This is a genomic window from Agrobacterium sp. CNPSo 2736, assembly GCF_004005385.1.
GTDB lineage: Bacteria > Pseudomonadota > Alphaproteobacteria > Rhizobiales > Rhizobiaceae > Agrobacterium > Agrobacterium leguminum.
Genome location: NZ_RZTX01000005.1, coordinates 188,761 through 210,496 on the forward strand (window position 1 = coordinate 188,761; position 21,736 = coordinate 210,496).

24 protein-coding genes are annotated in these 21,736 nt (G+C 59.9%); 9 read left to right on the forward strand and 15 right to left on the reverse strand.

Annotated features, from left to right (window positions below; genetic code table 11):
• Window positions 1-5: 5 nt before the first annotated feature.
• The 4 genes from rplT (at window position 6) to pheT (ending at window position 4,987) form a co-directional block, all read left to right on the forward strand.
• Window positions 6-410: a 50S ribosomal protein L20 gene (gene rplT, locus EM858_RS11080; RefSeq protein WP_003493358.1), complete on the forward strand. Its 405-nt coding sequence runs from the start codon at window positions 6-8 to the stop codon at window positions 408-410.
• A 175-nt stretch (window positions 411-585) separates the two neighbouring features.
• Complete coding sequence (locus tag EM858_RS11085; protein WP_127756722.1) at window positions 586-1,464, forward strand: phosphotransferase; 879 nt, start codon at window positions 586-588, stop codon at window positions 1,462-1,464.
• Window positions 1,457-2,539, forward strand: a complete 1,083-nt coding sequence (gene pheS / locus EM858_RS11090) for a phenylalanine--tRNA ligase subunit alpha (protein ID WP_003507467.1) — start codon at window positions 1,457-1,459, stop codon at window positions 2,537-2,539. The genes EM858_RS11085 and pheS overlap by 8 nt, the downstream gene beginning before the upstream one ends.
• Before the next feature lie 24 nt (window positions 2,540-2,563).
• Entirely contained in the window at window positions 2,564-4,987 is a 2,424-nt protein-coding gene (gene pheT, locus EM858_RS11095; protein WP_127756723.1) for a phenylalanine--tRNA ligase subunit beta, read from the forward strand.
• A 58-nt stretch (window positions 4,988-5,045) separates the two neighbouring features.
• On the opposite strand, the gene EM858_RS11100 is transcribed toward pheT, so the two are convergent.
• On the reverse strand, window positions 5,046-6,047 hold the full coding sequence (locus EM858_RS11100; RefSeq protein ID WP_127756724.1) for an aldo/keto reductase: 1,002 nt from the start codon (window positions 6,045-6,047) through the stop codon (window positions 5,046-5,048).
• Window positions 6,048-6,164: 117 nt separating this feature from the next.
• Here EM858_RS11100 and EM858_RS11105 point away from each other — a divergent pair, with 117 nt between their 5' ends.
• The gene (locus tag EM858_RS11105; protein ID WP_127756725.1) at window positions 6,165-7,055 is read left to right on the forward strand and encodes a LysR family transcriptional regulator; all 891 of its coding nucleotides are present in this window, start codon (window positions 6,165-6,167) and stop codon (window positions 7,053-7,055) included.
• Here the strand turns inward: EM858_RS11105 and EM858_RS11110 are convergent, their stop codons facing one another.
• The 4 genes from EM858_RS11110 to EM858_RS11125 form a co-directional block, all read right to left on the reverse strand.
• Complete coding sequence (locus EM858_RS11110) at window positions 7,056-7,499, reverse strand: GNAT family N-acetyltransferase (protein WP_127756726.1); 444 nt, start codon at window positions 7,497-7,499, stop codon at window positions 7,056-7,058.
• A 1-nt stretch (window position 7,500) separates the two neighbouring features.
• Window positions 7,501-8,451 (reverse strand): aldo/keto reductase, encoded by a 951-nt coding sequence (locus EM858_RS11115; protein WP_127756727.1) that lies wholly within the window; start codon window positions 8,449-8,451, stop codon window positions 7,501-7,503.
• 108 nt (window positions 8,452-8,559) lie between these two features.
• Window positions 8,560-9,543 (reverse strand): GlxA family transcriptional regulator, encoded by a 984-nt coding sequence (locus EM858_RS11120; protein ID WP_127756728.1) that lies wholly within the window; start codon window positions 9,541-9,543, stop codon window positions 8,560-8,562.
• Window positions 9,543-10,103, reverse strand: a complete 561-nt coding sequence (locus EM858_RS11125) for an isochorismatase family protein (protein ID WP_035240404.1) — start codon at window positions 10,101-10,103, stop codon at window positions 9,543-9,545. The genes EM858_RS11120 and EM858_RS11125 overlap by 1 nt, the downstream gene beginning before the upstream one ends.
• Window positions 10,104-10,283: 180 nt before the next feature.
• Here EM858_RS11125 and EM858_RS11130 point away from each other — a divergent pair, with 180 nt between their 5' ends.
• Window positions 10,284-11,267 carry a Gfo/Idh/MocA family oxidoreductase gene (locus EM858_RS11130; RefSeq protein ID WP_127756729.1) on the forward strand — a complete coding sequence of 328 codons (984 nt, stop codon included), beginning with the start codon at window positions 10,284-10,286 and terminating at the stop codon, window positions 11,265-11,267.
• Here EM858_RS11130 and EM858_RS11135 read toward each other — a convergent pair.
• Together EM858_RS11135 and EM858_RS11140 are read right to left on the reverse strand one after the other, a co-directional pair.
• Complete coding sequence (locus tag EM858_RS11135; protein ID WP_127756730.1) at window positions 11,264-11,635, reverse strand: hypothetical protein; 372 nt, start codon at window positions 11,633-11,635, stop codon at window positions 11,264-11,266. The genes EM858_RS11130 and EM858_RS11135 overlap by 4 nt on opposite strands.
• 12 nt (window positions 11,636-11,647) lie before the next feature.
• The gene (locus EM858_RS11140; RefSeq protein WP_127756731.1) at window positions 11,648-11,890 is read right to left on the reverse strand and encodes a hypothetical protein; all 243 of its coding nucleotides are present in this window, start codon (window positions 11,888-11,890) and stop codon (window positions 11,648-11,650) included.
• Window positions 11,891-12,079: 189 nt separating this feature from the next.
• Here EM858_RS11140 and xseA point away from each other — a divergent pair, with 189 nt between their 5' ends.
• A complete protein-coding gene (gene xseA, locus EM858_RS11145) occupies window positions 12,080-13,678 on the forward strand; it encodes an exodeoxyribonuclease VII large subunit (protein ID WP_127756732.1) in 1,599 nt (532 codons plus the stop codon).
• Here xseA and EM858_RS11150 read toward each other — a convergent pair whose 3' ends face one another.
• The 3 genes from EM858_RS11150 to EM858_RS11160 form a co-directional block, all read right to left on the reverse strand.
• Window positions 13,679-14,881, reverse strand: coding sequence for a mandelate racemase/muconate lactonizing enzyme family protein (locus EM858_RS11150; protein ID WP_127756733.1), 1,203 nt, complete (start codon window positions 14,879-14,881; stop codon window positions 13,679-13,681). It lies immediately after the preceding gene.
• Window positions 14,882-14,928: 47 nt separating this feature from the next.
• Window positions 14,929-15,636, reverse strand: coding sequence for a FadR/GntR family transcriptional regulator (locus EM858_RS11155; protein ID WP_078051376.1), 708 nt, complete (start codon window positions 15,634-15,636; stop codon window positions 14,929-14,931).
• Between the two features lie 105 nt (window positions 15,637-15,741).
• On the reverse strand, window positions 15,742-16,242 hold the full coding sequence (locus tag EM858_RS11160; RefSeq protein WP_164865407.1) for a MarR family transcriptional regulator: 501 nt from the start codon (window positions 16,240-16,242) through the stop codon (window positions 15,742-15,744).
• A gap of 81 nt (window positions 16,243-16,323) precedes the next feature.
• Here EM858_RS11160 and EM858_RS11165 point away from each other — a divergent pair, with 81 nt between their 5' ends.
• On the forward strand, window positions 16,324-17,187 hold the full coding sequence (locus EM858_RS11165; protein ID WP_127756734.1) for an EamA family transporter: 864 nt from the start codon (window positions 16,324-16,326) through the stop codon (window positions 17,185-17,187).
• Window positions 17,188-17,193: 6 nt separating this feature from the next.
• On the opposite strand, the gene EM858_RS11170 is transcribed toward EM858_RS11165, so the two are convergent.
• The 3 genes from EM858_RS11170 to EM858_RS11180 all read right to left on the reverse strand — a co-directional run bounded on the left by EM858_RS11170 (window position 17,194) and on the right by EM858_RS11180 (window position 19,356).
• The gene (locus tag EM858_RS11170; RefSeq protein WP_127756735.1) at window positions 17,194-18,432 is read right to left on the reverse strand and encodes an aminopeptidase; all 1,239 of its coding nucleotides are present in this window, start codon (window positions 18,430-18,432) and stop codon (window positions 17,194-17,196) included.
• A gap of 87 nt (window positions 18,433-18,519) precedes the next feature.
• Window positions 18,520-18,996 carry a Cys-tRNA(Pro) deacylase gene (gene ybaK, locus EM858_RS11175; protein WP_127756736.1) on the reverse strand — a complete coding sequence of 159 codons (477 nt, stop codon included), beginning with the start codon at window positions 18,994-18,996 and terminating at the stop codon, window positions 18,520-18,522.
• A 12-nt stretch (window positions 18,997-19,008) separates the two neighbouring features.
• A complete protein-coding gene (locus EM858_RS11180) occupies window positions 19,009-19,356 on the reverse strand; it encodes an ArsC family reductase (RefSeq protein ID WP_127756737.1) in 348 nt (115 codons plus the stop codon).
• A gap of 236 nt (window positions 19,357-19,592) precedes the next feature.
• On the opposite strand from EM858_RS11180, the gene EM858_RS27100 reads away from it, so the two are divergent.
• Window positions 19,593-19,760 (forward strand): hypothetical protein, encoded by a 168-nt coding sequence (locus EM858_RS27100; protein ID WP_003503889.1) that lies wholly within the window; start codon window positions 19,593-19,595, stop codon window positions 19,758-19,760.
• 197 nt (window positions 19,761-19,957) lie between these two features.
• On the opposite strand, the gene EM858_RS11190 is transcribed toward EM858_RS27100, so the two are convergent.
• A complete protein-coding gene (locus tag EM858_RS11190; protein ID WP_127756823.1) occupies window positions 19,958-20,674 on the reverse strand; it encodes a 2'-5' RNA ligase family protein in 717 nt (238 codons plus the stop codon).
• Window positions 20,675-20,765: 91 nt separating this feature from the next.
• Window positions 20,766-21,467, reverse strand: coding sequence for an isoprenylcysteine carboxylmethyltransferase family protein (locus EM858_RS11195; protein ID WP_183232566.1), 702 nt, complete (start codon window positions 21,465-21,467; stop codon window positions 20,766-20,768).
• Window positions 21,468-21,736: the final 269 nt, after the last annotated feature.

Genomic DNA, 21,736 nt, shown 5'->3' on the forward strand with positions numbered 1-21,736 from the left:
ATGACATGGCACGCGTAAAACGTGGCGTAACTTCCCGCGCCAAGCACACCAAGACACTCAAGGCAGCCAAGGGCTTCTACGGCCGCCGCAAGAACACCATCCGCGCAGCAAAGGCTGCCGTGGATCGTTCCAAGCAGTACGCTTACCGCGACCGCAAGGTCAACAAGCGCAATTTCCGCGCTCTGTGGATCCAGCGTATCAACGCTGCTGTTCGCGAATTCGGCCTGACCTACGGCCGCTTCATCGACGGCCTGAACAAGGCTGGCATCGAAGTCGACCGCAAGGTTCTGTCCGACATGGCTATCCATGAGCCGGCAGCATTCGGCGCGCTCGTCGAAGCAGCGAAGAAGGCTCTTGAGTACCTCAAGGATGCTGGTACGGCCAACGAGTTTGAAACCGCTGTAAAGTAATTACGGCGCGGACAATCTGTTGTTCATTTGAAACCCGCGCCGGTTCTCCGGCGCGGGTTTTCGCTTTTTGGAATTCACGGCAGTTTCGGCAAAGGCGTGGAACGCTTTTGCGCCGAGGTTGCCAAAAGGGTGGGGCATCCGGCTCTCGGTCGGCAGGTTCCATTGGGGGCGGAAAATGCTGGTTGCCGCAAGCGAGGCGGAAAAGGCGAAGGGTTTCCACGTCCATCTCGAAGATGGCGATATCGCAGCCTTGATGCGGGCTTTGCTTAAGAGCGAGCGCCGCGTGCAGAAACTCGAGCTTTCCACGACAACCGTCTGGATCAAGCGCCAGGGCACGGAAACGCCATCCTGGTGGATAAAGCTGCAGACCTTTCTCGCAAAGCTGCTTCCCTACACTTTTATGCGCCCATCGCCGCCGCTCGATGGCGCAGGCCTGATGCGCCGTGAACTCGAAACATTGCAGGTCTTCAAGGCTCGCGGTTTTCCCGTTCCGCCCATCATCTATTCTTCGTTGACGGCCGTTGTCCTGGGGGATGTCGGCCCCACCATCATGGAGCATATGGATGCGATTAAAACCGCGAGGCCGGCGGAACATGATGCCCTGCTGGTAAAATCTGCCGAGGCACTCGGCGAATTGCATGCGGCAGGCCTTTGCCATGGGCGACCGCATGTGCGCGACTTTTTTCTCGAACATGGCCGCGTCGGTTTCATGGATTTCGAGGAGCGCCCGCAGGAAGTCATGCCGCTCGAGACGGCGCAGGCCCGCGATATCTGGCTGCTGTTTCTGCAGGTCGCGACACGCGCCTGCGATGCGCGGAAAACCTGCGATGCCGCCTTCGCCCGCTGGCGCGAAAACGCCCCGCCCCGGGCGCTGGAAGAATTGTGCCGTCTGACCGGCATTCTGGGGCGTTTTTTACCGGTTGCCCGGTTGATCGGGCGCGTGCGGATGGGTAGTGATCTGCGACGCTTTATCATGGCGACCGACTATCTGATGAATGCTGTGAACCCCGAAGCCGCTGTTAAAAAGACCGGCAAGGCAGGAAAAGATGACTGAACTTGATACCTTGAAATCGCAATTGATGTCGGAGATCGCCACGGCTGCCGATGAGCCGGCCATCGAAGCCGTGCGCGTTTCCGCGCTGGGCAAGAAGGGCTCGGTTTCGGAGCTTCTGAAGACGCTTGGCAGCATGACGCCGGAAGAGCGCCAGACCCGCGGCGCCGCCATCAACCAGCTCAAGACCGAAATCACCGACCTCATCGGTGAGCGCAAGAACGCGCTGAAGGACGCCGCCATTACTGCCCGGCTGAAAGCGGAAACGGTGGATGTCAGCCTGCCGGTCCGCCAGTCTCCGGCCGAGCGCGGCCGCATTCATCCGATCAGCCAGATCGTCGATGAAATCACCGCCATCTTCGCGGATATGGGTTTCTCGATCGCCGAAGGTCCGGATATCGAAACCGACTACTACAACTTCACGGCGCTGAATTTCCCCGAAGGCCATCCGGCCCGCGAAATGCACGACACCTTCTTCTTCCAGCCGGATGAAAACGGTGAGCGCAAGGTGCTGCGCACTCACACCTCGCCGGTGCAGATCCGCACCATGGAAAGCCAGAAGCCGCCGATCCGCATCGTCATTCCCGGCAAGACCTATCGCCAGGATTCCGACGCCACCCATTCGCCGATGTTCCATCAGGTCGAAGGCCTTGTCATCGACAAGAAGGCGCATGTCGGCAATCTGCGCTGGATTCTGGAAGAATTCTGCAAGACCTTCTTCGAGGTCGACAGCGTCGTCATGCGCTTCCGCCCGTCCTTCTTCCCCTTCACGGAGCCGAGCTTCGAAGTGGATATCCAGTGCGACCGTTCCGGCCCCATCGTCAAGTTCGGTGAAGGCAAGGACTGGATGGAGATCCTCGGCTGCGGCATGGTGCACCCGAACGTGCTGCGTGCTGGTGGGCTGGACCCGGACGAATATCAGGGCTTTGCCTGGGGCATGGGCCTCGACCGCATCGCCATGCTGAAATACGGCATGCCGGACCTGCGCGATTTCTTCAACGCCGATGTTCGCTGGATGAACCATTACGGCTTCCGCCCGCTCGACATGCCGACGCTGTTCGGCGGTTTGAGCGTTTAATCCGGTTAGCCAAGGAGCAAAGACATGAAATTCACTCTTTCCTGGCTGAAAGAGCATCTGGATACCGATGCGACGCTGGACGAGATTTGCGAGCGGCTGACGGCGATTGGCCTCGAAGTCGAGGACGTTGACGACAAGGCGGCCTACAAGCCTTTCGTCATTGCCAAGGTGGTTTCCGCTGAAAAACATCCTGAGGCCGACCGCCTCAAGGTGCTGATGGTCGATGCCGGTGATGGCAAGCCGGTGCAGATCGTTTGCGGTGCGCCCAATGCACGCGCCGGCCTTGTCGGTGCGCTGGCGCGTCCGGGCGTGTATGTCCCGGGTATCGATGTCACCCTTGCTGTCGGCAAAATTCGCGGCGTCGAAAGCCACGGCATGATGTGCTCCGAAAAGGAGCTCAACATTTCCGACGATCATGACGGCATCATCGATCTGCCGCAGGATGCCCCTGTCGGCACGTCCTTCGCCACCTATGCCGGCCTGGACGATCCGATGATCGAAATAAACCTGACGCCGAACCGTCCGGATTGCACGTCGATCTACGGCATTGCCCGTGATCTTGCGGCTTCCGGTCTCGGCAAGCTGAAGATGAGGCCTGCGCCGTCCTTCAAGGTGGAAGGCGCAACGCCCGTCGATGTGAGGCTGGAACTGGACGATGCGGCGCTCTGCCCCGGCTTTTCGCTGCGTATCGTGCGTGGCGTGAAGAACGGCCCGAGCCCGAAATGGATGCAGCAGCGTCTGATGGCAATCGGCCTGCGCCCCATCAACGCGCTTGTCGACATCACCAACTACATGACCTTCGATCAGGGCCGGCCGATGCACGTCTTCGACGCCGCCAAGGTCAAGGGCGATCTTACGGTTCGTCGTGCGAAAGAGGGTGAGACCATCCTCGCACTCGACCAGCGGGAATATAAACTCGGCCCGAACAATGTCGTCATTGCCGATGAAAAGGGCCTCGAGTCCATCGGCGGCGTGATGGGCGGCGAACATTCCGGCTGCGATGACAATACCGTCGACGTGCTGATCGAATCGGCTCTCTGGGATCCGATCAACATCGCCAAGACCGGCCGTTCGCTCGGTATCATCACCGATGCGCGTTATCGCTTCGAGCGCGGCGTCGATCCGGAATATATGGTTCCGGGTCTGGAGCGCACCACCGAACTGGTTCTGGAACTCTGCGGCGGCGTCGCTGGCGAAGCCCGGGTCGTGGGCTATAAGGGCCATCAGCCAAAGGCCGTGGATTTTCCGCTCGCGGAAGTGAAGCGCCTGACAGGTCTGGAAGTCTCGGCGGAAGAGAGCCTCGCCATTCTCAAAGGCCTTGGTTTCGGTGTCGAGGGAACGGGCGAGCGCGTTTCCGTCACCGTCCCGTCCTGGCGTCCGGATGTCGATGGCAAGGCCGATCTGGTGGAAGAGGTCATGCGCATCCATGGCGTCGACAATATCAAGCCAGAGCCGCTGGAAAGTTTTGGGGCCGTCAACGGCCGTATCCTGACCACGCTGCAGATCCGTACCCGCACCGCGCGCCGCGCGCTGGCAAGCCGCGGCATGCTCGAGGCCGTCACCTGGTCTTTCATCCCGGCAGCGCAGGCAAAGCTTTTCGGCGGCGGTTCACCCGCGCTGAAACTCGCCAACCCCATCGCAGCGGATATGTCGGACATGCGGCCTTCGCTGCTGCCCGGTCTCCTGACCGCCGCACAGCGCAATGCTGACAAGGGCTATGGCGATGTCGCGATCTTCGAGGTCTCCGGCACCTATGAGGGTGATACGCCTGAGAAGCAGCGCCGCGTTGCCGGCGGTGTTCGCCGTGGCACGGCCTCGCTCGCGGGCAGCGGCCGCATGTGGTCCAATGCTTTGAAGGGTGGCGGCAAGCCCGTGGATGTCTATGACGCCAAGGCCGATGCGCTGGCGGTGCTGGAAGCCTGCGGCCTGCCCATGGCCAATGTGCAGATCGAAGCCGGCGGCCCCGGCTGGTATCACCCCGGCCGCTCCGGCACCATCAAGATGGGGCCCAAGGTCGTGCTCGGCTATTTCGGCGAGTTCCATCCAAAGACGCTGTCCGAACTGGATGTCTCCGGCGCCTATTGCGGTTTTGAGATTTATCTCGACGCCATGCAGGAGCCGAAGAAGAAGGCGACCCGCACCAAGCCTGCGCTCGAGCTTTCGCCCTTCCAGGCGGTGAAGCGCGACTTCGCCTTCGTGGTCGACAAGTCGGTCGAGGCGGGGGCCATCATCAAGGCTGCAACGAGCGCCGACCGGAAGCTGATCACCGGCGTCAATGTCTTCGATATTTTCGAAGGCGCGTCGCTCGGTGAAAACCGCAAGTCAGTCGCCATCGAAGTACAGATCCAGCCGGTCGACAAGACGCTGACCGATGAGGATTTCGAGGCCCTGACGGCCAAGATCGTCGGTAATGTCGAGAAAACGACGGGCGGCGTCCTGCGCGCCTGAGCCTGAAGGCATTTGTCGGAATGAAAAAAGCCGCGGCAACCGCCGCGGCTTTTTGTTTTTAGCGATTGGCCATTCGTGACATCTGTTCCGGATAGCGCGCGCCGGCGACTTTTGCGGGCGAAAGCAGCGCGCCGAGGCTGGCGGCTTCTTCCGCTGTCAGCGACACCTCCGCTGCGGCAACGTTCTTCTCCAGATTGGCGATTTTTGTCGTGCCGGGAATCGGAACGATGAAGTCGGCCTGTGCCAGAACCCAGGCCAGCGCCAGTTGCCCGGCGGTTACGCCCTTCTCAGTCGCCATGTCCTCCAGAAGCTTGATGAGCGCCAGATTGGCGTCGAAGTTTTCGCTCTGGAACCGTGGCAGGCCGCGGCGGAAGTCGTCGGATGCAAGGCCGTCGAGTGACTTCAGTGCACCCGTCAGAGCGCCGCGTCCAAGTGGGCTGAAGGGGACGAAACCGATGCCCAGTTCACGGCAGGTTTCCAGCACGCCGTTCTCCTCCACATCACGGGTCCACAGCGAATATTCGCTCTGAATTGCCGCAATCGGATGAACGGCGTGCGCCTTGCGAAGTGTTTCGGCGCTTGCTTCCGACAGGCCGAGATGCTTCACCTTGCCCTGTTTTACCAGCTCGGCCATGGCGCCCACCGTGTCCTCGATCGGAACATTCGGATCGACGCGATGCTGGTAGAACAGGTCGATCTCATCGACGCCAAGGCGTTTGAGAGAGGCTTCGGCGACGGCGCGCACATTTTCCGGGCGGCTGTCGGTGCCCACCATCATCTGGCCAGCGGGTTTGCTGGTGTCGATTTTGAAGCCGAATTTGGTGGCGATGACCACCTTGTCGCGATAAGGCTTCAAACCCTTGCCGACAAGAATCTCGTTATTGTAAGGCCCGTAAACCTCCGCCGTATCGAAAAAGGTGACGCCGAGTTCGACGGCGCGGTGCAGCGTTGCAATTGCGCTGCTCTCATCGCCGGTCGGGCTATAGGCATGGGTCATTCCCATGCAGCCGAGGCCAAGCGCCGAAACGGAAAGGTTTTTTCCAAGGGTTCTTTGTTTCATCTGTTCGTCCTTCCATAAGGAATCGCCCATCGCTAAGGGCGTGATGAGAAAATAGCGTCTCACGGCGGTAAAAATAATCGCTGCAAATCCGCTTGGGTTGTTCTATCATTTAGAACAATGAACCGTGTGCAACTCTCCCAGCTGGCTGTTCTCGCCGCCGTTGCCGAAGGCCGCAGCTTTCGCAAGGCCGCCGCCGAACTTGCCATTGCCCCTTCCGCCGTCAGCCATGCGGTGTCATCGCTGGAGGCGAGCCTTGGGCTGCGCCTGCTTCATCGTACCACCCGCAGCGTTTCTCCGACAGAGGAGGGCAAGCGGCTTCTCGAGACGCTTGGTCCTGCACTTGCCGATATAGATGCGGTCATCGAGACGCTTGCCGAGCAGGGCGGAAGACCGGCCGGCCCCCTGCGCATCACCCTGCCGCGACTTGCCGCTGAGGACCTCATCGTGCCCCGGCTCGGTGAATTCCTGCGGCTCTATCCCGATATTTCACTCGAAATCTCAACCGACGACCGCTTCGAGGATATTGTCGCGAAAGGTTTCGATGCGGGTTTGCGGCTTGGCGAGCACCTCGATGCGGATATGATTGCGGTGAAAGCCAGCGGCGCATGGCGCGGCGCGATTGTTGGCGCGCCCCCTTATTTCTTAGAAAATCCACCACCGCAGGATCCAAGGGATCTCATCCGGCATCGCTGCATTCGCCGGCGTTTCGCCAGCGGCCTTATCTACCGCTGGGAACTGGAGAAGAATGGCAAGCCATTGGTGGTCGACGTGCAGGGGCCGCTGATTCTGTCGGACCAGAGCCTCATTCGAAGGGCAGCGATTGACGGCGCAGGGCTTGCCTTCGTGTTCGAGCAGCGTGTCGAGGACGATATCAGGGAGGGAAGGCTGATCCGGGTGCTGGAGGACTGGTGCGCGCCCTTTGACGGTTTTTACATTTATTATCCCTCGCGCCGGCAGATGCGGCCGGCGCTGAGAGCCTTTGTGGATTTCTTCCGTTTCCGGGGATGATCAGAGGGTTATGCGATAGCGGATATGGCCGTCGCTTTTCACGTAGCTGTCGTAGAGCTTCTGGGCGCGGTGGTTATCCTCGCTGGTGTTCCAGTAAAGCCGTGACCAGCCCTTTTCCTTGCAGATGGCGATAAGATCGTCCATCAGCGCCCGACCTGTCCCCTTGCCACGGATTTCGCCATCGACGAACAGGTCTTCCAGATAGCAGTCTGGCGTCTTCACCCAGGTGGAATCATGGAAGTGGTGAATGGCGAAACCGGCCATGCGGTTGCCGAGCATGGCCACGCGCATGGAGACGCGGGATGCGGGGTCGAGAATGCGTGCCCAGGTATGCTCGGTTACCTCATCGGCAAGATTAACATCATAAAAGGCGAGGTAGTCGTTCCACAGGCGCTGCCATTCCGCCCGGTCAGCGGGCTGCGCGTCGCGAATTCTAAGCTCCATGTTACGCACCCGCTTTGTCGAGAAGTGTCATCATCTCATCCGTCAGCTTTAATTCGACGGCGCGTTTGAAACTTTCGAGCTGGGACAGGCTGGTGGCGCTGGCGATTGGCGCGGTTATCGCCTTCTTTCGTAACAGCCAGGCCAGGGCAATATCGGCGAGCTTGGCCCCGGTTTCCACTGCCACCGCATCCATGGCGCCCAGAATGGCAAGACCGCGCGTATTGACATATTCACCCACGCGATAGCTGCGGGCGACGCCTTCCGTATCGGCCTTGGCGCGATATTTCCCGGTCAGGAAACCGGCGGCGAGGCTGTAATAATTGATGACGCCGATCTCTTCCTTCTGGCAAAGCTCGGCAAGCGGACCTTCGAAATCCGCGCGGTTATAGAGATTGTACTCCGGCTGCAGCACGTCATAACGGGGAAGATTGTTTTTCTCAGCCGTGTCCAGCGCGTCCTGAAGCTGGCTGGCGGAATAATTGGAGCAACCGATGGCGCGGATTTTTCCCTGCTCCTTCAGTTTGCCGAAAGCGGCGAGCGTTTCCTCCAGCGGCACATCCGCGTCTGGCTTATGGGCGAGGTAAAGGTCGATGTAGTCGGTTTGCAGCCGCTTCAGCGAGGCGTCGACAGCTTCCGCGATCCATTTGGCGCTGAGGCCTGTCTTCTGGCCGCGATTGTCAAAACCGACCTTGGTGACGATTACCGCATCTTCACGCTTCACGCTCGACTGCTTCAGCCATTTGCCGATGATCGTCTCGGACTCGCCACCCACATGCCCGTCCACCCATGCGGAATAGACATCCGCCGTGTCGATGGCGTTGAACCCGGCGTCGAAAAAGGCGTCGAGCAGGGCAAAGGAAGTTTTCTCATCCGCTGTCCAGCCGAACACGTTGCCGCCGAAGACGATTGGGGCGATGGAGAGGCCGGTGCGGCCGAGGCTTCGTTTTTCCACGGGGAATGCTCCTGTTGCTGTCTTGGCGGCAAGGTTAGCAACTGCTCACCCGCATAACCATTCAATTCCTTTGATGGCATTCATCAGGCAGCGGCAGGGTCTGAACTATCAGGCCTGAAAACCGCGATAATGGCTGGGCGGGTGACGATTATGCTGCTGCCACACGCGCCGCAGGTGCCGGGCGGAGGCAAAGCCCGCCCGTTCGGCAATGGCTTCCATATCCAGGCGGCTGTTGGCGAGAATGTCGCGGGCGAGATTGACCCGCATCAGGTTGACGTAGTCGATGACGCTGATGCCGGTATGCTCGCGAAACAGACGCGAAAGGTGCCTTTCGCTGAGCGCGGCAATATCGGCCAGCCGCTCCAGCGACCAGTCTTGCGCCGGCTCGGCCATCACACGGTCCTGAACCCGGTGAATGGCGGGGTGGATGTGGTTGCGGCCGGTCATCCAGGGAGAGATTTGCGGATCGCTGCCGCTGCGCCTGAGATAAACCACCATGGTTTTGGCAATACGCGCGGCGACCGCAGGCGATGTCAGCCGGGAAACCACATGCAGCATCAGGTCGATGCCGGTGGAAATACCGGCGCTTGAGAAGCGGTTGCCATCCTCGACGAAAAGGCGGTTTTCGGCCACCTGGGACAGCGGCGCGATGCGGCGCAGCCCCTCAACGCAGTCGGCATGGGTCGTGCAATTGCGCCCGTCGAAAAGCCCGGCTTCGCCCGCCAGCAGTGCGCCGGAGCAGATGGAAATGACTGTCGTATCGGGGCGCACCGCGCGCCGCAGCCATGCCGCCAGCGCCTGCCGCTCTCGCCGTGTCTCCGGATCGTTGTCGAAGCGCGATGTGCTGCCCGAGATCAGCAGGAAAGCATTTTCCGGCAGGATCTCAGGCAAGCTCTCCAGCGCTGAAAGCGCAAGGCCGATGGAAGATTGTTGTTTGTCAGTCGCGGCAATGTAGCGGCAGTCGAAATGGATGCCCCGCTGTTCCCCGTTGGCATAACGGATCACTTCGAGTGGACCGGCAATATCGAGCAACAGCGCATGTGGCGGCACAAGCGTATAAAAGGGAATGAAGCGTGTGCCGCCTTTATCCATCAGGCGGCCTCTTTGACGGTGGCCAGTGCGTCATCGACGGTCACGATGCGCGCGAAGCGGCCGGCCAGCACCAGTTCGGTCCGCTTGCGGATATCGTCCGGGCTGAAGACGGTGCCGGAAGCATGTGTCATCGGGAAAGTCAGCGTCGCTTCGGTGACGTAATCGACGCTATAGCCAAGATCGGAAGCATGCCGGGTGGTGGTTTCACAGCATTGTTCGGTGCGGATACCGGAGACGATCAGCCGGTTGATGCCCTTCTGCGTCAGCCAGATTTCGAGGCCGGTGCCGGCAAAAGCCGAATGGCGGTTCTTATGAAAGGTGACATCTGGGGTAATCCGCACACCCTCCAGCGCCCGGATATAGCCGCTGTCTTTTGAGAAGGCCCTGTCGCCATCGACATGGAAGATTTGCACGACGGGAATGCCCGCAGCCCTTGCACCGTCGATCAGCGCCTGCTGCTTTTCCAGATAGGCGGCAAGCTCGCTTTCTTCGAAGTAAGGGGCGTGCCGAAAGGATTCCTGAACGTCGATAACAAGCAGTGCTGTGTGGGAAGAGGACATTTCATGTTTCTCCATTGGGTTCATGCATAGCATAATTCCTATAAGCAAGCTCGGAGAAAAGCAGGCATTCCGACAAAGTCAGGACAAATTCAGCCATACCTTGCTCTGTCATGCATCTGCGGCTTGCCAGACCGTGTGACGATGGTAAGTTTTCGACGGATGGCAGAGCGGGAGAATGGAATGCTGCGCTTCGGAATAATCTCAACGGCGAAAATCGCTCAGGATCACGTCATTCCGGCGATACAGGATGCGCAAAACTGCGTGGTCGGCGCCATCGCCAGCCGTGACCATGCCAGGGCCCGCGCGGTGGCGGATCGTTTTTCCGTGCCACACGCCTTTGGCTCCTATGAGGAGATGCTGGCCTCGGATGTGATCGACGCCGTCTATATTCCGCTTCCGACCTCGCAGCATGTGGAATGGACGATCAAGGCCGCCGATGCCGGCAAGCATGTTCTGTGCGAAAAGCCGATTGCATTGAAGGCAGAGGAGATCGACACCCTTATCGCCGCACGTGACCGCAACCGCGTTGTCATCTCGGAAGCTTTCATGGTCACCTATGCGCCCGTCTGGGCGAAGGTGAAGGAGTTGCTGGCGTCCGGCGCGATCGGCACACTGAAGCATGTTCAGGGCGCTTTCAGCTATTTCAACCGCGATCCCGGCAATATGCGCAATATTCCCGAACTGGGTGGCGGCGCCTTGCCGGATATCGGTGTTTACCCAACCATCGTTACCCGCTTCGCTACGGGCGCGGAGCCCCGGCGCGTACAGGCCACCGTCGAGCGCGATAAGGAATTCGGCACGGATATCTATTCCAGTGTCAGGGCCGATTTCGGCGATTTCGAACTGAGTTTTTATCTGGCCACACAGCTTGCCGCCCGTCAGCTCATGGTTTTCCATGGCACTGAGGGCTACATTGAGGTCAAATCTCCCTTCAACGCCAATCGCTGGGGTGCGGAAGAGATCGAACTGACCAATCAGGCCCATAACCAGTCGCAAATCTTCCGGTTTCAGGATAGCCGCCAATATAAGCTGGAGGTGGAGGCCTTTGCCCGTGCGGCGAAGGGCAAGGGCGACGTCGTGACGCTGGAAAGCTCGAGAAAGAACCAGCTTTTCATCGACGCCATCTACCGGGCGGGGGAAAAGGATGGCTGGGAGACGGTTTAGTCCTGATCTTGCCGTTGCTTTTGAAGCCGCCAGTAGCCGTAAAGCGCCAGCACCAGTGCCGCCAACGCTGAAAAGGCAAGCGGGACGAGCGGCTGTACCAGCGGGTTGCGCCATTGCAGCAGGGTAAACAGGCCGACGCTGACGATACGTGAGGTGAGCGTGACGGCATTCATCAGAAAGCTGTTCAGCCTGGCTGATGCCTCACCATTTTCACGGTTCAGCCGCCAGCTTGTTGCAAGCCCCGTTGCTGCGCCCGGCAAACGGGCGGCCAGCGGATCGACGCCGAGATAGAAAATAAGCAGACAGGTAACGGCAAGGTCGGCGGCCAGTCCGCATGTCTCGGTCAGCGCAAAGTGCGGAAGCCTCAAGATCGTGGGCTTTTAGAGGGTTGGCTGGGTGGAACGCGGGCGCTGCAGCACCAGAAGGCCGAGGACGACACCCACGACACCGAAATTATAACCGGCGAGTGCCAGAAGCAGCGACATAAAGGGCACGGCCGTGGAAGAAAGTGCAATCGCCACGCCATAGGCACCGATAATCATCATGCAGATGAAAACGATGCTGAAAACCGAACGGAGCGCAACTGCGGTTACGCCGAGCGCCGTGGCGGTAAGAAAAATCATGATGCCGCCTCCTCTTTGGTTGTCGGGCCTGGGGCAAGACGTAACGCCGTTTTCCCTAACGAACCCTTGTTTCCTCCTCCAATCCCCATTTTCCTAACTCGTTAGTTGAGGATATGGTTTCATCGCCGTTAAAATGAGGCTGGCCGGCGCCGGCATTTCCGAATCGACGGGTTTTGGTTACAAACGGGCATGAGCGATATCTTCTCCCACGCCGCATTGAGCAATCTTGCCGAGTTCTCGGTTTCCGAACTGTCGGGTTCCATCAAGCGCACGGTGGAGACGGCTTTCGAGCAGGTGCGGGTGCGCGGTGAAATTTCCGGCTATCGTGGGCCGCATTCGTCAGGACACGCCTATTTCTCGTTGAAGGACGACCGCGCCCGTATCGATGCCGTGATCTGGAAAGGCACCTTTTCACGGCTGAAGTTCCGCCCGGAAGAGGGCATGGAAGTCATCGCCACCGGCAAGGTCACAACCTTTCCCGGCTCGTCGAAATACCAGATCGTCATAGAAAGCCTTGAGCCTGCCGGTGCGGGTGCGCTGATGGCGCTTCTCGAAGATCGCCGCCGGCGTCTGGCGGCGGAAGGGCTGTTCGATGCGACCCGTAAGCGCCGGCTGCCCTTCATGCCGCATGTCATCGGCGTCGTCACCTCGCCCACGGGCGCGGTTATTCGCGATATTCTTCACCGCATTTCGGATCGCTTTCCCGTCCATGTGGTCGTCTGGCCGGTCAAGGTGCAGGGGGAAGGTTCGGGCGAAGAAGTGGCGAACGCCATTCGCGGTTTCAACGCGCTTCAGCCCGGTGGTGAGATTGCGCGGCCCGACGTCCTGATTGTCGCGCGCGGCGGCGGCAGTCTGGAGGACCTCTGGAGCTTCAACGACGAAATCGTCGTACGCGCCGCCGCCGAAAGCGAAATCCCGCTGATTTCCGCCGTCGGGCATGAAACCGATACGACCTTGATCGACTACGCCGCCGATGTTCGTGCGCCGACCCCAACGGGGGCCGCCGAAATGGCCGTGCCGGTGCGTGCGGAACTGGAAGCGCAGCTCTCCGGCCTTGCCGCGCGACTTTCAGGCTCGGTATCGCGGCAGATGGACAATCGCCGTCAGGGCTTGCGGGCGCTGGTGCGCGCGCTGCCGTCGCTCGATCAGCTTCTGGCCCTGCCGCGCCGCCGGTTTGATGAGGCGGCGAGCGGTCTCGGTCGAGGATTGGAAATGACAACGCTCAACAAGCGCCGTGCTTTTGAGCGGTCCGCCTCCGGTCTCAGGCCGGAAACTCTGCTGAACGGTCTCAAACAGCACAGGCAACGAATTACCGAGCGCATGCACCGGGCCGAGACCCTGGTGGAGCGCCGTCTGCTGCAGGGAAAAGGCCGTGTCGATGCCTTCGATTCCGCGCTGCGTTCGCTTCCCGCCCGCCTGCTCGGCCAGCTGGAGCGGCAGAAGGAGCGGGTCGTCACCGGCGCGCGCCGGGCCGATACCGCCGTGTTGCACCGCATGGCGCAGAACCGTGCAGGCCTTGCCGCCCATGACCGCATCCTGCAATCGCTCTCTTATAAAAACGTGCTGAAACGCGGTTATGCCGTGATCCGCGATGAGGAGAACCGGCCGCTGACCCGCGCTGCCGCTGTCGCTTCAGGTGCTGTAATCTCGATGGAATTTGCCGATGGCCGCGTCTCGGCCATCACGACGGGGGAGGGGACGCCATCCTCCGATAACCCCGTAGTGCCAAAAAAGAAGCCGGCGAAACCGGCTTCTTCCGATCCGGGCAATCAGGGCAGCCTGTTTTGATCAGATCGACGCCGCATCCGAAAAACGGCGGCTGACGGTGAATGCCTTTTCGATGTCGGGGTGCAGTTCCATGCCAAGGCCGGCGCCCGGCGGCACGGTGATCATGCCATTCTTCACTTCAGGCAATGCGGTGACAAGATCGCGATACCAGGTCTTGTAGAAGGCACGTACGCTTTCCTGCACCAGCGCGTTCGGCGCGTTGAGCGACAGATGGGTGGAAGCGCAGAGCACCACCGGCCCGGTGCAATCATGCGGGGCGACCGGCAGATGCCAGGCTTCCGCCATCGAAGCGATCTTGCGCGCCTCCGAAAGCCCGCCGCACCAGCTGATATCGAGCATCACCACGCCAGCTGCACCCGTTTCCAGCAGGTCGCGGAAAGCCCAGCGGGAACCCAGCGTTTCGGAGGCGGAAATCGGCGCGGGCGACACGGCGGCATAACGCGTCAGGCTGGAAAGACTGTCCATCTTGATCGGGTCTTCATGCCAGAAGGTCTGGTAGGGGGTGAGCGCCTTGGCGATCTGCATGGCCGGCAGAAGCTGCCACATGGAGTGAAACTCCACCATGATATCCATCTTGTCACCCACCGCCTTGCGGATTTTTTGGAAGGGCTCGAGCGCGCTTTTCAGGTCCGGCATCGAGATGTATTGCCCGCGCGTCTTTTCCGCCGCCGCGTCGAAGGGCCAGATCTTCATGGCGGTGATGCCGTCTTCCAGCAGCGAATGGGCAAGCTCGTCCGCCCGGTGCAGGAAGCCGTTCAGATCGTCATAGTCCTTGCCGCCGGAAAGGCCGTAATTGGCCGTCTGCTGCCCGGTGGCCTTCTTGATATATTCGGTGCCCGCGCAGGTATTGTAGGTGCGGATTTCCTTGCGGCTGAAACCGCCGAGAAGCTGGGCGATGGGCTGGTTTGTGGCCTTGCCGAAAATATCCCACAGCGCGATATCGAAAGCGGAGTTGCCGCGCACTTCCGCGCCCGATGAACGGAAGCCGAGATAACCGACGAGGTCCTGCGCCAAAAGGTCGATCTGCAGCGGGTCGCGGCCGATCACGCGGGGGGCGATATATTCGTGCACATAGGTTTCCACCGTCTCGGCGCCATAAAAGGTTTCGCCAAGCCCGGTAATGCCCTCATCGGTGTGGACCAGAACCCAGAGCAAGTTTGCCCGTTCCGCCACACGGACGGTCTCGAGTTTCGTGATTTTCATGAAAGTGTCTCCTCCAGAGATTTTCGTCTGGGATTTCGTTGAAAAAATCAGGCTATGCCGGCGGCCAGAAGCGCATGCACGCTTTCATCGAAATGACGCGCCATCAGCGTTGAGGCCGTTTGCGGGTCACCGGCGGCAATGGCCTGCCCGATGGCGATATGAAGTTCCCCGGCTGCATGGCGCTGCGCGTCGGATGTTCGGCTCTTCCATCCGATCGGCCATGTCTGGCGCGTCACGTTTTGAAAGGCGCCGAGAATGAGTTCGAAAACCGGGTTCTTCGAGGCTCGGGCAACGGCGAGGTGAAAAGCAAGGTCGTGTTCCATGACCTTGTCATTGTCGCCGAAATCCCGCTCCATATTGTTGGCATGGTCGAGAATGGTGAGCGCTTCCGCATCCGTGCGCCTAAGCGCCGCCAGAGTTACGGTTCTGACTTCGATCGTGCGGCGCACGTCGTAAATCTGCTGGATGTTGATCTGTTCGGTATGAATGCCATGTTCGAACATCAAGGACATTGCACCGTGATCCAGCGTCGCCACCGTCGCGCGCTTGCCGGCGCTCACGTCGATCAGTCGCATGGCCGAGAGGGACCGGAAGGCCTCACGAACGACGGTGCGCGAAACACCGAGCTGCTGTGAGAGCGAGAGCTCGCTGGGGAGTTTCGCCCCGGGTGCAAGTTCGTTTTCCCTGATATGGCGGGTGATCGCTCCAATCGTGCTGCTGACGAGACCGGATTCATGCGAAATGGCAGTTAACATTTTTCCTCCAACCTGTAGTACAGGTTTATGGAAAATTGCTTACAGGATTTTTTTGGGCGAAACAAGCGTCATCATGGAACCATCGTGTTTGGCGGGCCGAAAAGCCTATTCTTCAAAATCCCGCAAAAACCGTTTCAGCAGCCGGTTCAGCGTCGCACGCTCTTCTTCGCTGAGGCCGGCGAGCAGGCGGTGCTGGTTTTCGACGTGAGCGCCTGCCGCTTCCTCGACAATGGCAAACCCCCGTTCCGTCAACGATATCAGGACGCTGCGCCGGTCGTTCGGGTTATGGATGCGCTCCACCAGCCCGGCTTTCTCGAGCTGGTCGATCCGGTTGGTCATGGTGCCGGAACTCACCATCGTCATGGCTAAAAGATCGCCGGGGGAAAGCCGGTATGGTGAGCCGGAGCGCCGCAATGTCGCCAGCACATCGAAAGCGGAAGAGGAAAGCCCGTGCTTCAGCAGCACTGCCTCCACCTCCCGGCCGAGATGGGTAGCGAGACGGTTCAGTCGCCCGAGCAGCCCCATGGGGCCGACATCGAGATCGGGTCGCTCCCTGCGCCATTGCGCCAGAATGTGATCGACGTGGTCCAGCGGTTCTTTGCTCATCACCAAGGCATAACAATTGATGTCTTGACGTCAAGATAAAATCGGCTAGATTGCATTTATCTTGATATAGAGATTCTTGAAATGAAGAAAAATACGACCTATGCCGCCGATGTGCTGGTGACCGCCCTTGCCCCGGCCATCTGGGGAACCACCTATTTCGTGACGACCGAATTTTTGCCGCACGGTTATCCCTTTCATGTCGCGATGCTGCGCGCATTGCCCGCCGGCGTGCTTTTGCTGCTTTTCGTGAGAAAGCTGCCGCACGGCATCTGGTGGCCGCGCAGCTTCATTCTCGGGGCGCTGAATTTCTCGTTCTTCTGGGCGATGCTTTTCGTGTCGGCCTATCGGCTGCCGGGCGGCGTGGCGGCAACGGTGGGCGCAGTCCAGCCCCTGATCGTGATTGGCCTTTCCCGCCTGTTTCTCGCGGCACCCGTCCGGCCGCTGGCCATCGCGGCCGGTTTTCTCGGCATTGTCGGCGTCGCGCTTCTGGTTCTGGCGCCGGGCGCTGCGCTGGATGGTATCGGTGTGGCGGCAGGTCTTGCCGGTGCCGTCTCCATGGCTTTTGGAACGGTGCTGACCCGTAAATGGCGGCCGCCAGTGTCGAACCTCACGTTTACCGCCTGGCAATTGACGGCGGGCGGCCTTCTGTTGCTGCCGGTCGCCTATTTCCTGGAACCGGCCCTGCCGACGCCGACAGCGGCCAATATTCTCGGCATGGCCTATCTGGGACTTATCGGCGCCGCCCTGACCTATTTTCTGTGGTTTCGCGGGCTTGCCCGCATCGAACCTTCCGCCGCCGCATCGCTCGGTTTTCTAAGCCCGGTCGTTGCAACCCTGCTCGGGTGGCTGGCGCTCGGCCAAAGCCTCACGCCAGCGCAGATCGCCGGTTTCGTTGCGGTGCTTTTCAGCATCTGGCTCAGTCAGCGCAGCCAGTTGCCGAGATAGGCGTCGTCAGGCCCATTCGCCCTTGCGCATCACCGGAACCGTGGAGCCATCCGGCTTCACACCGTCAATATCCACCTTGTCGGAGCCGATCATCCAGTCGATATGGATCAGGCTTGAGTTGCCGCCCTGCGCCTTGATCTCATCCTGCGACAGCGAAGCGCCGTCGAGGAAGCATTTCGAATAGCATTGGCCAAGCGCGATGTGGCAGGAGGCGTTTTCATCGAAAAGCGTATTGTAGAACAGGATGCCGCTTGCCGAGATCGGCGAGGAATGCGGCACCAGCGCGACTTCGCCGAGACGCCGCGCGCCCTCGTCGGTGTCGAGCACCTTGTTCAGCACCGCTTCGCCCTTCGAAGCCTTGGCTTCGACGATACGGCCGGCTTCGAATTTCACCTGTATGTCGTCGATCAGCGTTCCCTGATGTGACAGCGGCTTGGTGCTGGAGACGTAACCGTCGACACGCAGCGCATGCGGGGTGGTGAAGACTTCTTCTGTCGGGATATTCGGGTTGCAGGTCACGCCATTCTTGGCGGTGGAGGCGCCGCCATGCCATTCATGGCCGTCGGCGAGGCCGATCTTCACATCCGTACCGGGGCCGGTGAAATGCAGCGCAGAGAAACGCTCGCCGTTCAGCCATGCCGAACGTTTGGCGAGATTGGCATTGTGCTGCGCCCAGGCCGCGACCGGATCGGCCAAATCCACCCGCGACGCGGCGAAAATGGCGTCCGCGAGCTTGCGGACCGCTTCGTCTTCCGTCACATCCGGAAAGACCTGCTTTGCCCAGGAGGGATTCGGATAGGAGATGATGTTCCAGTTGATGTCGAAATTGGAAATCTTCTCCAGCGCCGGCTTGTAGGCCGTGGAGTTTGCCTTGTTGGCGCGGGCCACCTTGGCGGGGTCCTGTTCGGCCAGCAGCATGGGGTTGTCGCCGGCAATCGCCAGCCGTGCCGCGCCATTGGCATAGGCTTTCGCCATGCCTTCATAGAGCCAACCGGAAGCCCGGTCGAAATTGGCGTCGCTGGCGTGGCGATAGCGGGCAAGCGTGGTTTCTTCGTCGGAATAGAAGGTGGTGACCAGTCCGCCCCCCGCCATATAGGCGTGTTTGGTCAAAAATCGCACCAGCGGCAGCGCCGCCAGCGGTGCGGTAATCACCAGATCCTGATCCTTCTGCAATTGCAGGCCGACCTTGACGGCGACTTCGGCCAGTTTTTCGAGTTTGACGGGATCGATGGGGGAAACGGTCATGATCTGCCTTCGTCTATTTCAATAGGAGGCCCCGACCATAGCCCATTCCTTCCGAAAGCCAAATGCTTTCAGGTGCGTCCTTACGCTTCAATCGGCGACCAGCGGCGCGGCAATGGCCTTCAGTGTGCTTTGGGCATCGCGGGGCGAAAGCCTCACCTGCAGACCACGCTGCCCGCCATTCATGTAAACATAATCATGCGCCATGGCCCCGGCCTCGATGGCCGTCGGCACCTGTTTCTTCTGCCCGAAAGGGCTGATGCCGCCGACATGGTAACCGGTGGCCCGCTCCGCATCGGCAGGCTTCATCATGCTGGCGGATTTGCCTCCGAAGGCGGCGGCCAGCTTCTTCATGCTGACCTCGCGATCCGAAGGGACGACGACGCAGACCGGTTTGCCATCGAGTTCCGCCATCAGCGTTTTCAGCACCAGATGCGGTGGCTCACCGATCGCCTCGGCCGCCTGCAGGCCGATGCGGTCGGCATTCGGATCGTAGTCATAAGTGACGGTGGTGAAGGCAACGCCGGCCTTGGTCAGCACCTGGGTGGCGCGGGTTGTTTTGGACATGGCGGGCTGCGTTCACGCAAAAAGGGTCTGGTAGGTTTCAGGCTTGAAACCGACGGTTATCCTGTCCTTCGCTTCCAGCACGGGACGCTTGATCATGGAGGGCTGTTCCAGCATCAGCTCGATGGCCTTCTCACGGGTGAGATCGGCCTTCTGGCCGTCATCGAGTTTTTTGAAGGTGGTGCCGGCCCGGTTGAGAACCGTTTCCCAGCCCGCGGCATCGCACCATGTTTCCAGATGGGCACGGTCGATGCCGGCAGCCTTATAGTCATGGAAAGAATAGTCGACGCCGTTGGCTTCCAGCCAACTTCTGGCCCTCTTCATCGTGTCGCAGTTCTTGATGCCGTAAATCGTGACCGTCATGCCTCTGCCTCTTCGTCTCTAAAAGCCCTTCCGGCATAACAAAATATCCGTCTTATTCAACCCGCCTGCTGAAGTGCCCCGCGCATATACCCGGTCCCGGTGCTTAAGCCATGCAAAATCGCAATGGCTGACATCCAAACGAGCGCGAGCAAAGCTGCATGGCTTCCCTGCTACATCATGAGTTGTAGAACGGGTCGGAAATGCCCATTATCTGGGCATCAAAGATGGAGAGAAAAATGCGTCAGGTTGCAAAGACATCGCGTAACTTCTTCGGTGAAACTTTCGCCGTTCTCGGTGCAGCGCTTTCGGTTTCGGCCGCTGTTCGCGCACATCGCAAGCCCGCCCGCGCCGATCTCGAAGCCCTCGGCATCGACGGCAAGGCTTTCGACAAGGTACAGCTCTAAGCTGGTCATTATCCGTTGCGAGGCGATATCGCCTCGCTTGCGCTCAGGATCGATAACCGGATCGGTTTTTGGCTGGCGTGGCGGATGTGCGGCTGGCGCAAACGCGTCGGATTCGCACAACAAGGTTCCGCATAGTTCTCAATGGAGAATGCGGAAAAATTGTCGGTATCAGAGCGCTATGCCGCTTCAGGTGCATGTTATCGCGCCGATGCCCTTTGTGTCGGCCGTTTCGAAGGTCCGATCACTTTTTCCGGCAAATGTAGCTGGCTTTCAGGCCGTTCATAACGCTCCGCTTTCGGCGAAAGTGCGAAGCGCCCGAGCAACTCATGCCGTGTTTCGCCATTGTGGCTGAAAACGAGTTCGAAGCTCCCCGCCAGCCAGCTATAGGGTTTATCAGCCGGCATCAGTTCAATTTTCCCGCAGCCGTAGATAACGGTGAGATGTGGCGTAAACGACGATGCGGCGACATAGGGCAGGTTTGCCCGCCGCAGGGCGCGCTGCACCATTTTCGCCAAAGCTTTAAGTTCCTGCATCTCGCGGCTGCTGCGTAGCGCCAGACTGTTGCGATTGCCGAAAAGCGATGTTCCATCGAATGTGATCGGCACGGGCCGCGCCTTGATCTCCCCCAGTGCTGCCTTCAGCCTCTTTACCAGCACTTGAGGCACGGTCTCGAAACCTCCGATACAGAGCAGGCTTATATGCAGAAGCTCCGGCGGATAGGCCTCACGCTTCGTCCGCCCTGCGGCATGGCGCGACGCATCGGCAAAAATTCGTTCCGCCAGGGCTGCCGGCGGTTTCACCGTGATCAAGAGCTTGCTGCTAAATCGCGGATTGAAACGCCGTATTTTCTCCGGCTCCCATCCTTCGAAGAAAAGCTGCCTTAAACCTCCTTCATCTGCCAACCCGAAACCCATAGCGATGCTCCACGGCCTTTGCCCGGGCCGGGATATTATCACCAATGGCAATAATTTAAAGAACAAAAAGAGAACGATTGTCTTGCGGCGCTTACCAGATGCCGGGAAATAGGCGGTAGCGCCTTTCACGGGCATAATCAGCATAACCGGGCAATTCGGCCTGGAGCAGACGATCTTCCCAGCCGGTGCGCAGGATCAGCAGGGCGATGGCCAAAGTGGCGGGGAGCAGAGCCACCCAGGAACCCAATGCGGGCGGTATGCCAGTGAACATGGCGATTGCGGCCGTGTAACCGGGGTGGCGCACGATAGCGTATGGGCCCGACGTGATCACCCGCTGTCCGCGCTCGCTTTGGATGCGGACACCCGGCTCGAAGAACGGATTGACAGCCTGGGCCCACGCCGTAACCGCAATGCCGCCGACAAGCAGGATATACCCGAGCAGAATGGCCCAAAGCGGCACGGTGGACCATCCCATCCGGCCGGCATCGAGTGCCGCAACCGGGATTTCAGCGGCAAAAGCGAGAAGGATGCCGGTGACGAGGAACAGGTCCCATGTCTTGGTGCCCGGCTGGAACCGGCTGCGCGCGCGGAAAATGGCCGGGTTCACACGCGCCAATACCAGCGCGGAAAGGCCAAAGGCGGCGACGACGACCGCGAGGAAAACCCAGCCCGGACACCAGTCGATCCGGCCCGCAGGCAGAAAGATCAGGGCCAGCAGGCTGAGCGGTGAAATAATGGCGTAGAGGATCGCGGCGGCGCGTGACATTGGCTTCGGATCGACATCGTGTGTCATCGATGGGCTCCTCCCCTTGCCCTTCGCAGGCAAATGTAGCCTCTCCTAGCGGACTGCATGACACTGGCTAAAGCCGTGCCGGACCGAGAGTACTCTGCGAAGGGCAGTCGAAATACTGGCGAAAAAGGGCACAAAGTCAAACGTGCAAGCGGCGTCGTGGCTCGTCAACCGCATGACACGAGCTTCTCGACCCGGAACGATGCGGCCTCGGTTGGGGGAGTGGATCAGCTGTCATCGGCCTTGGAGGAGTCCCGTCATATCCGTCACGC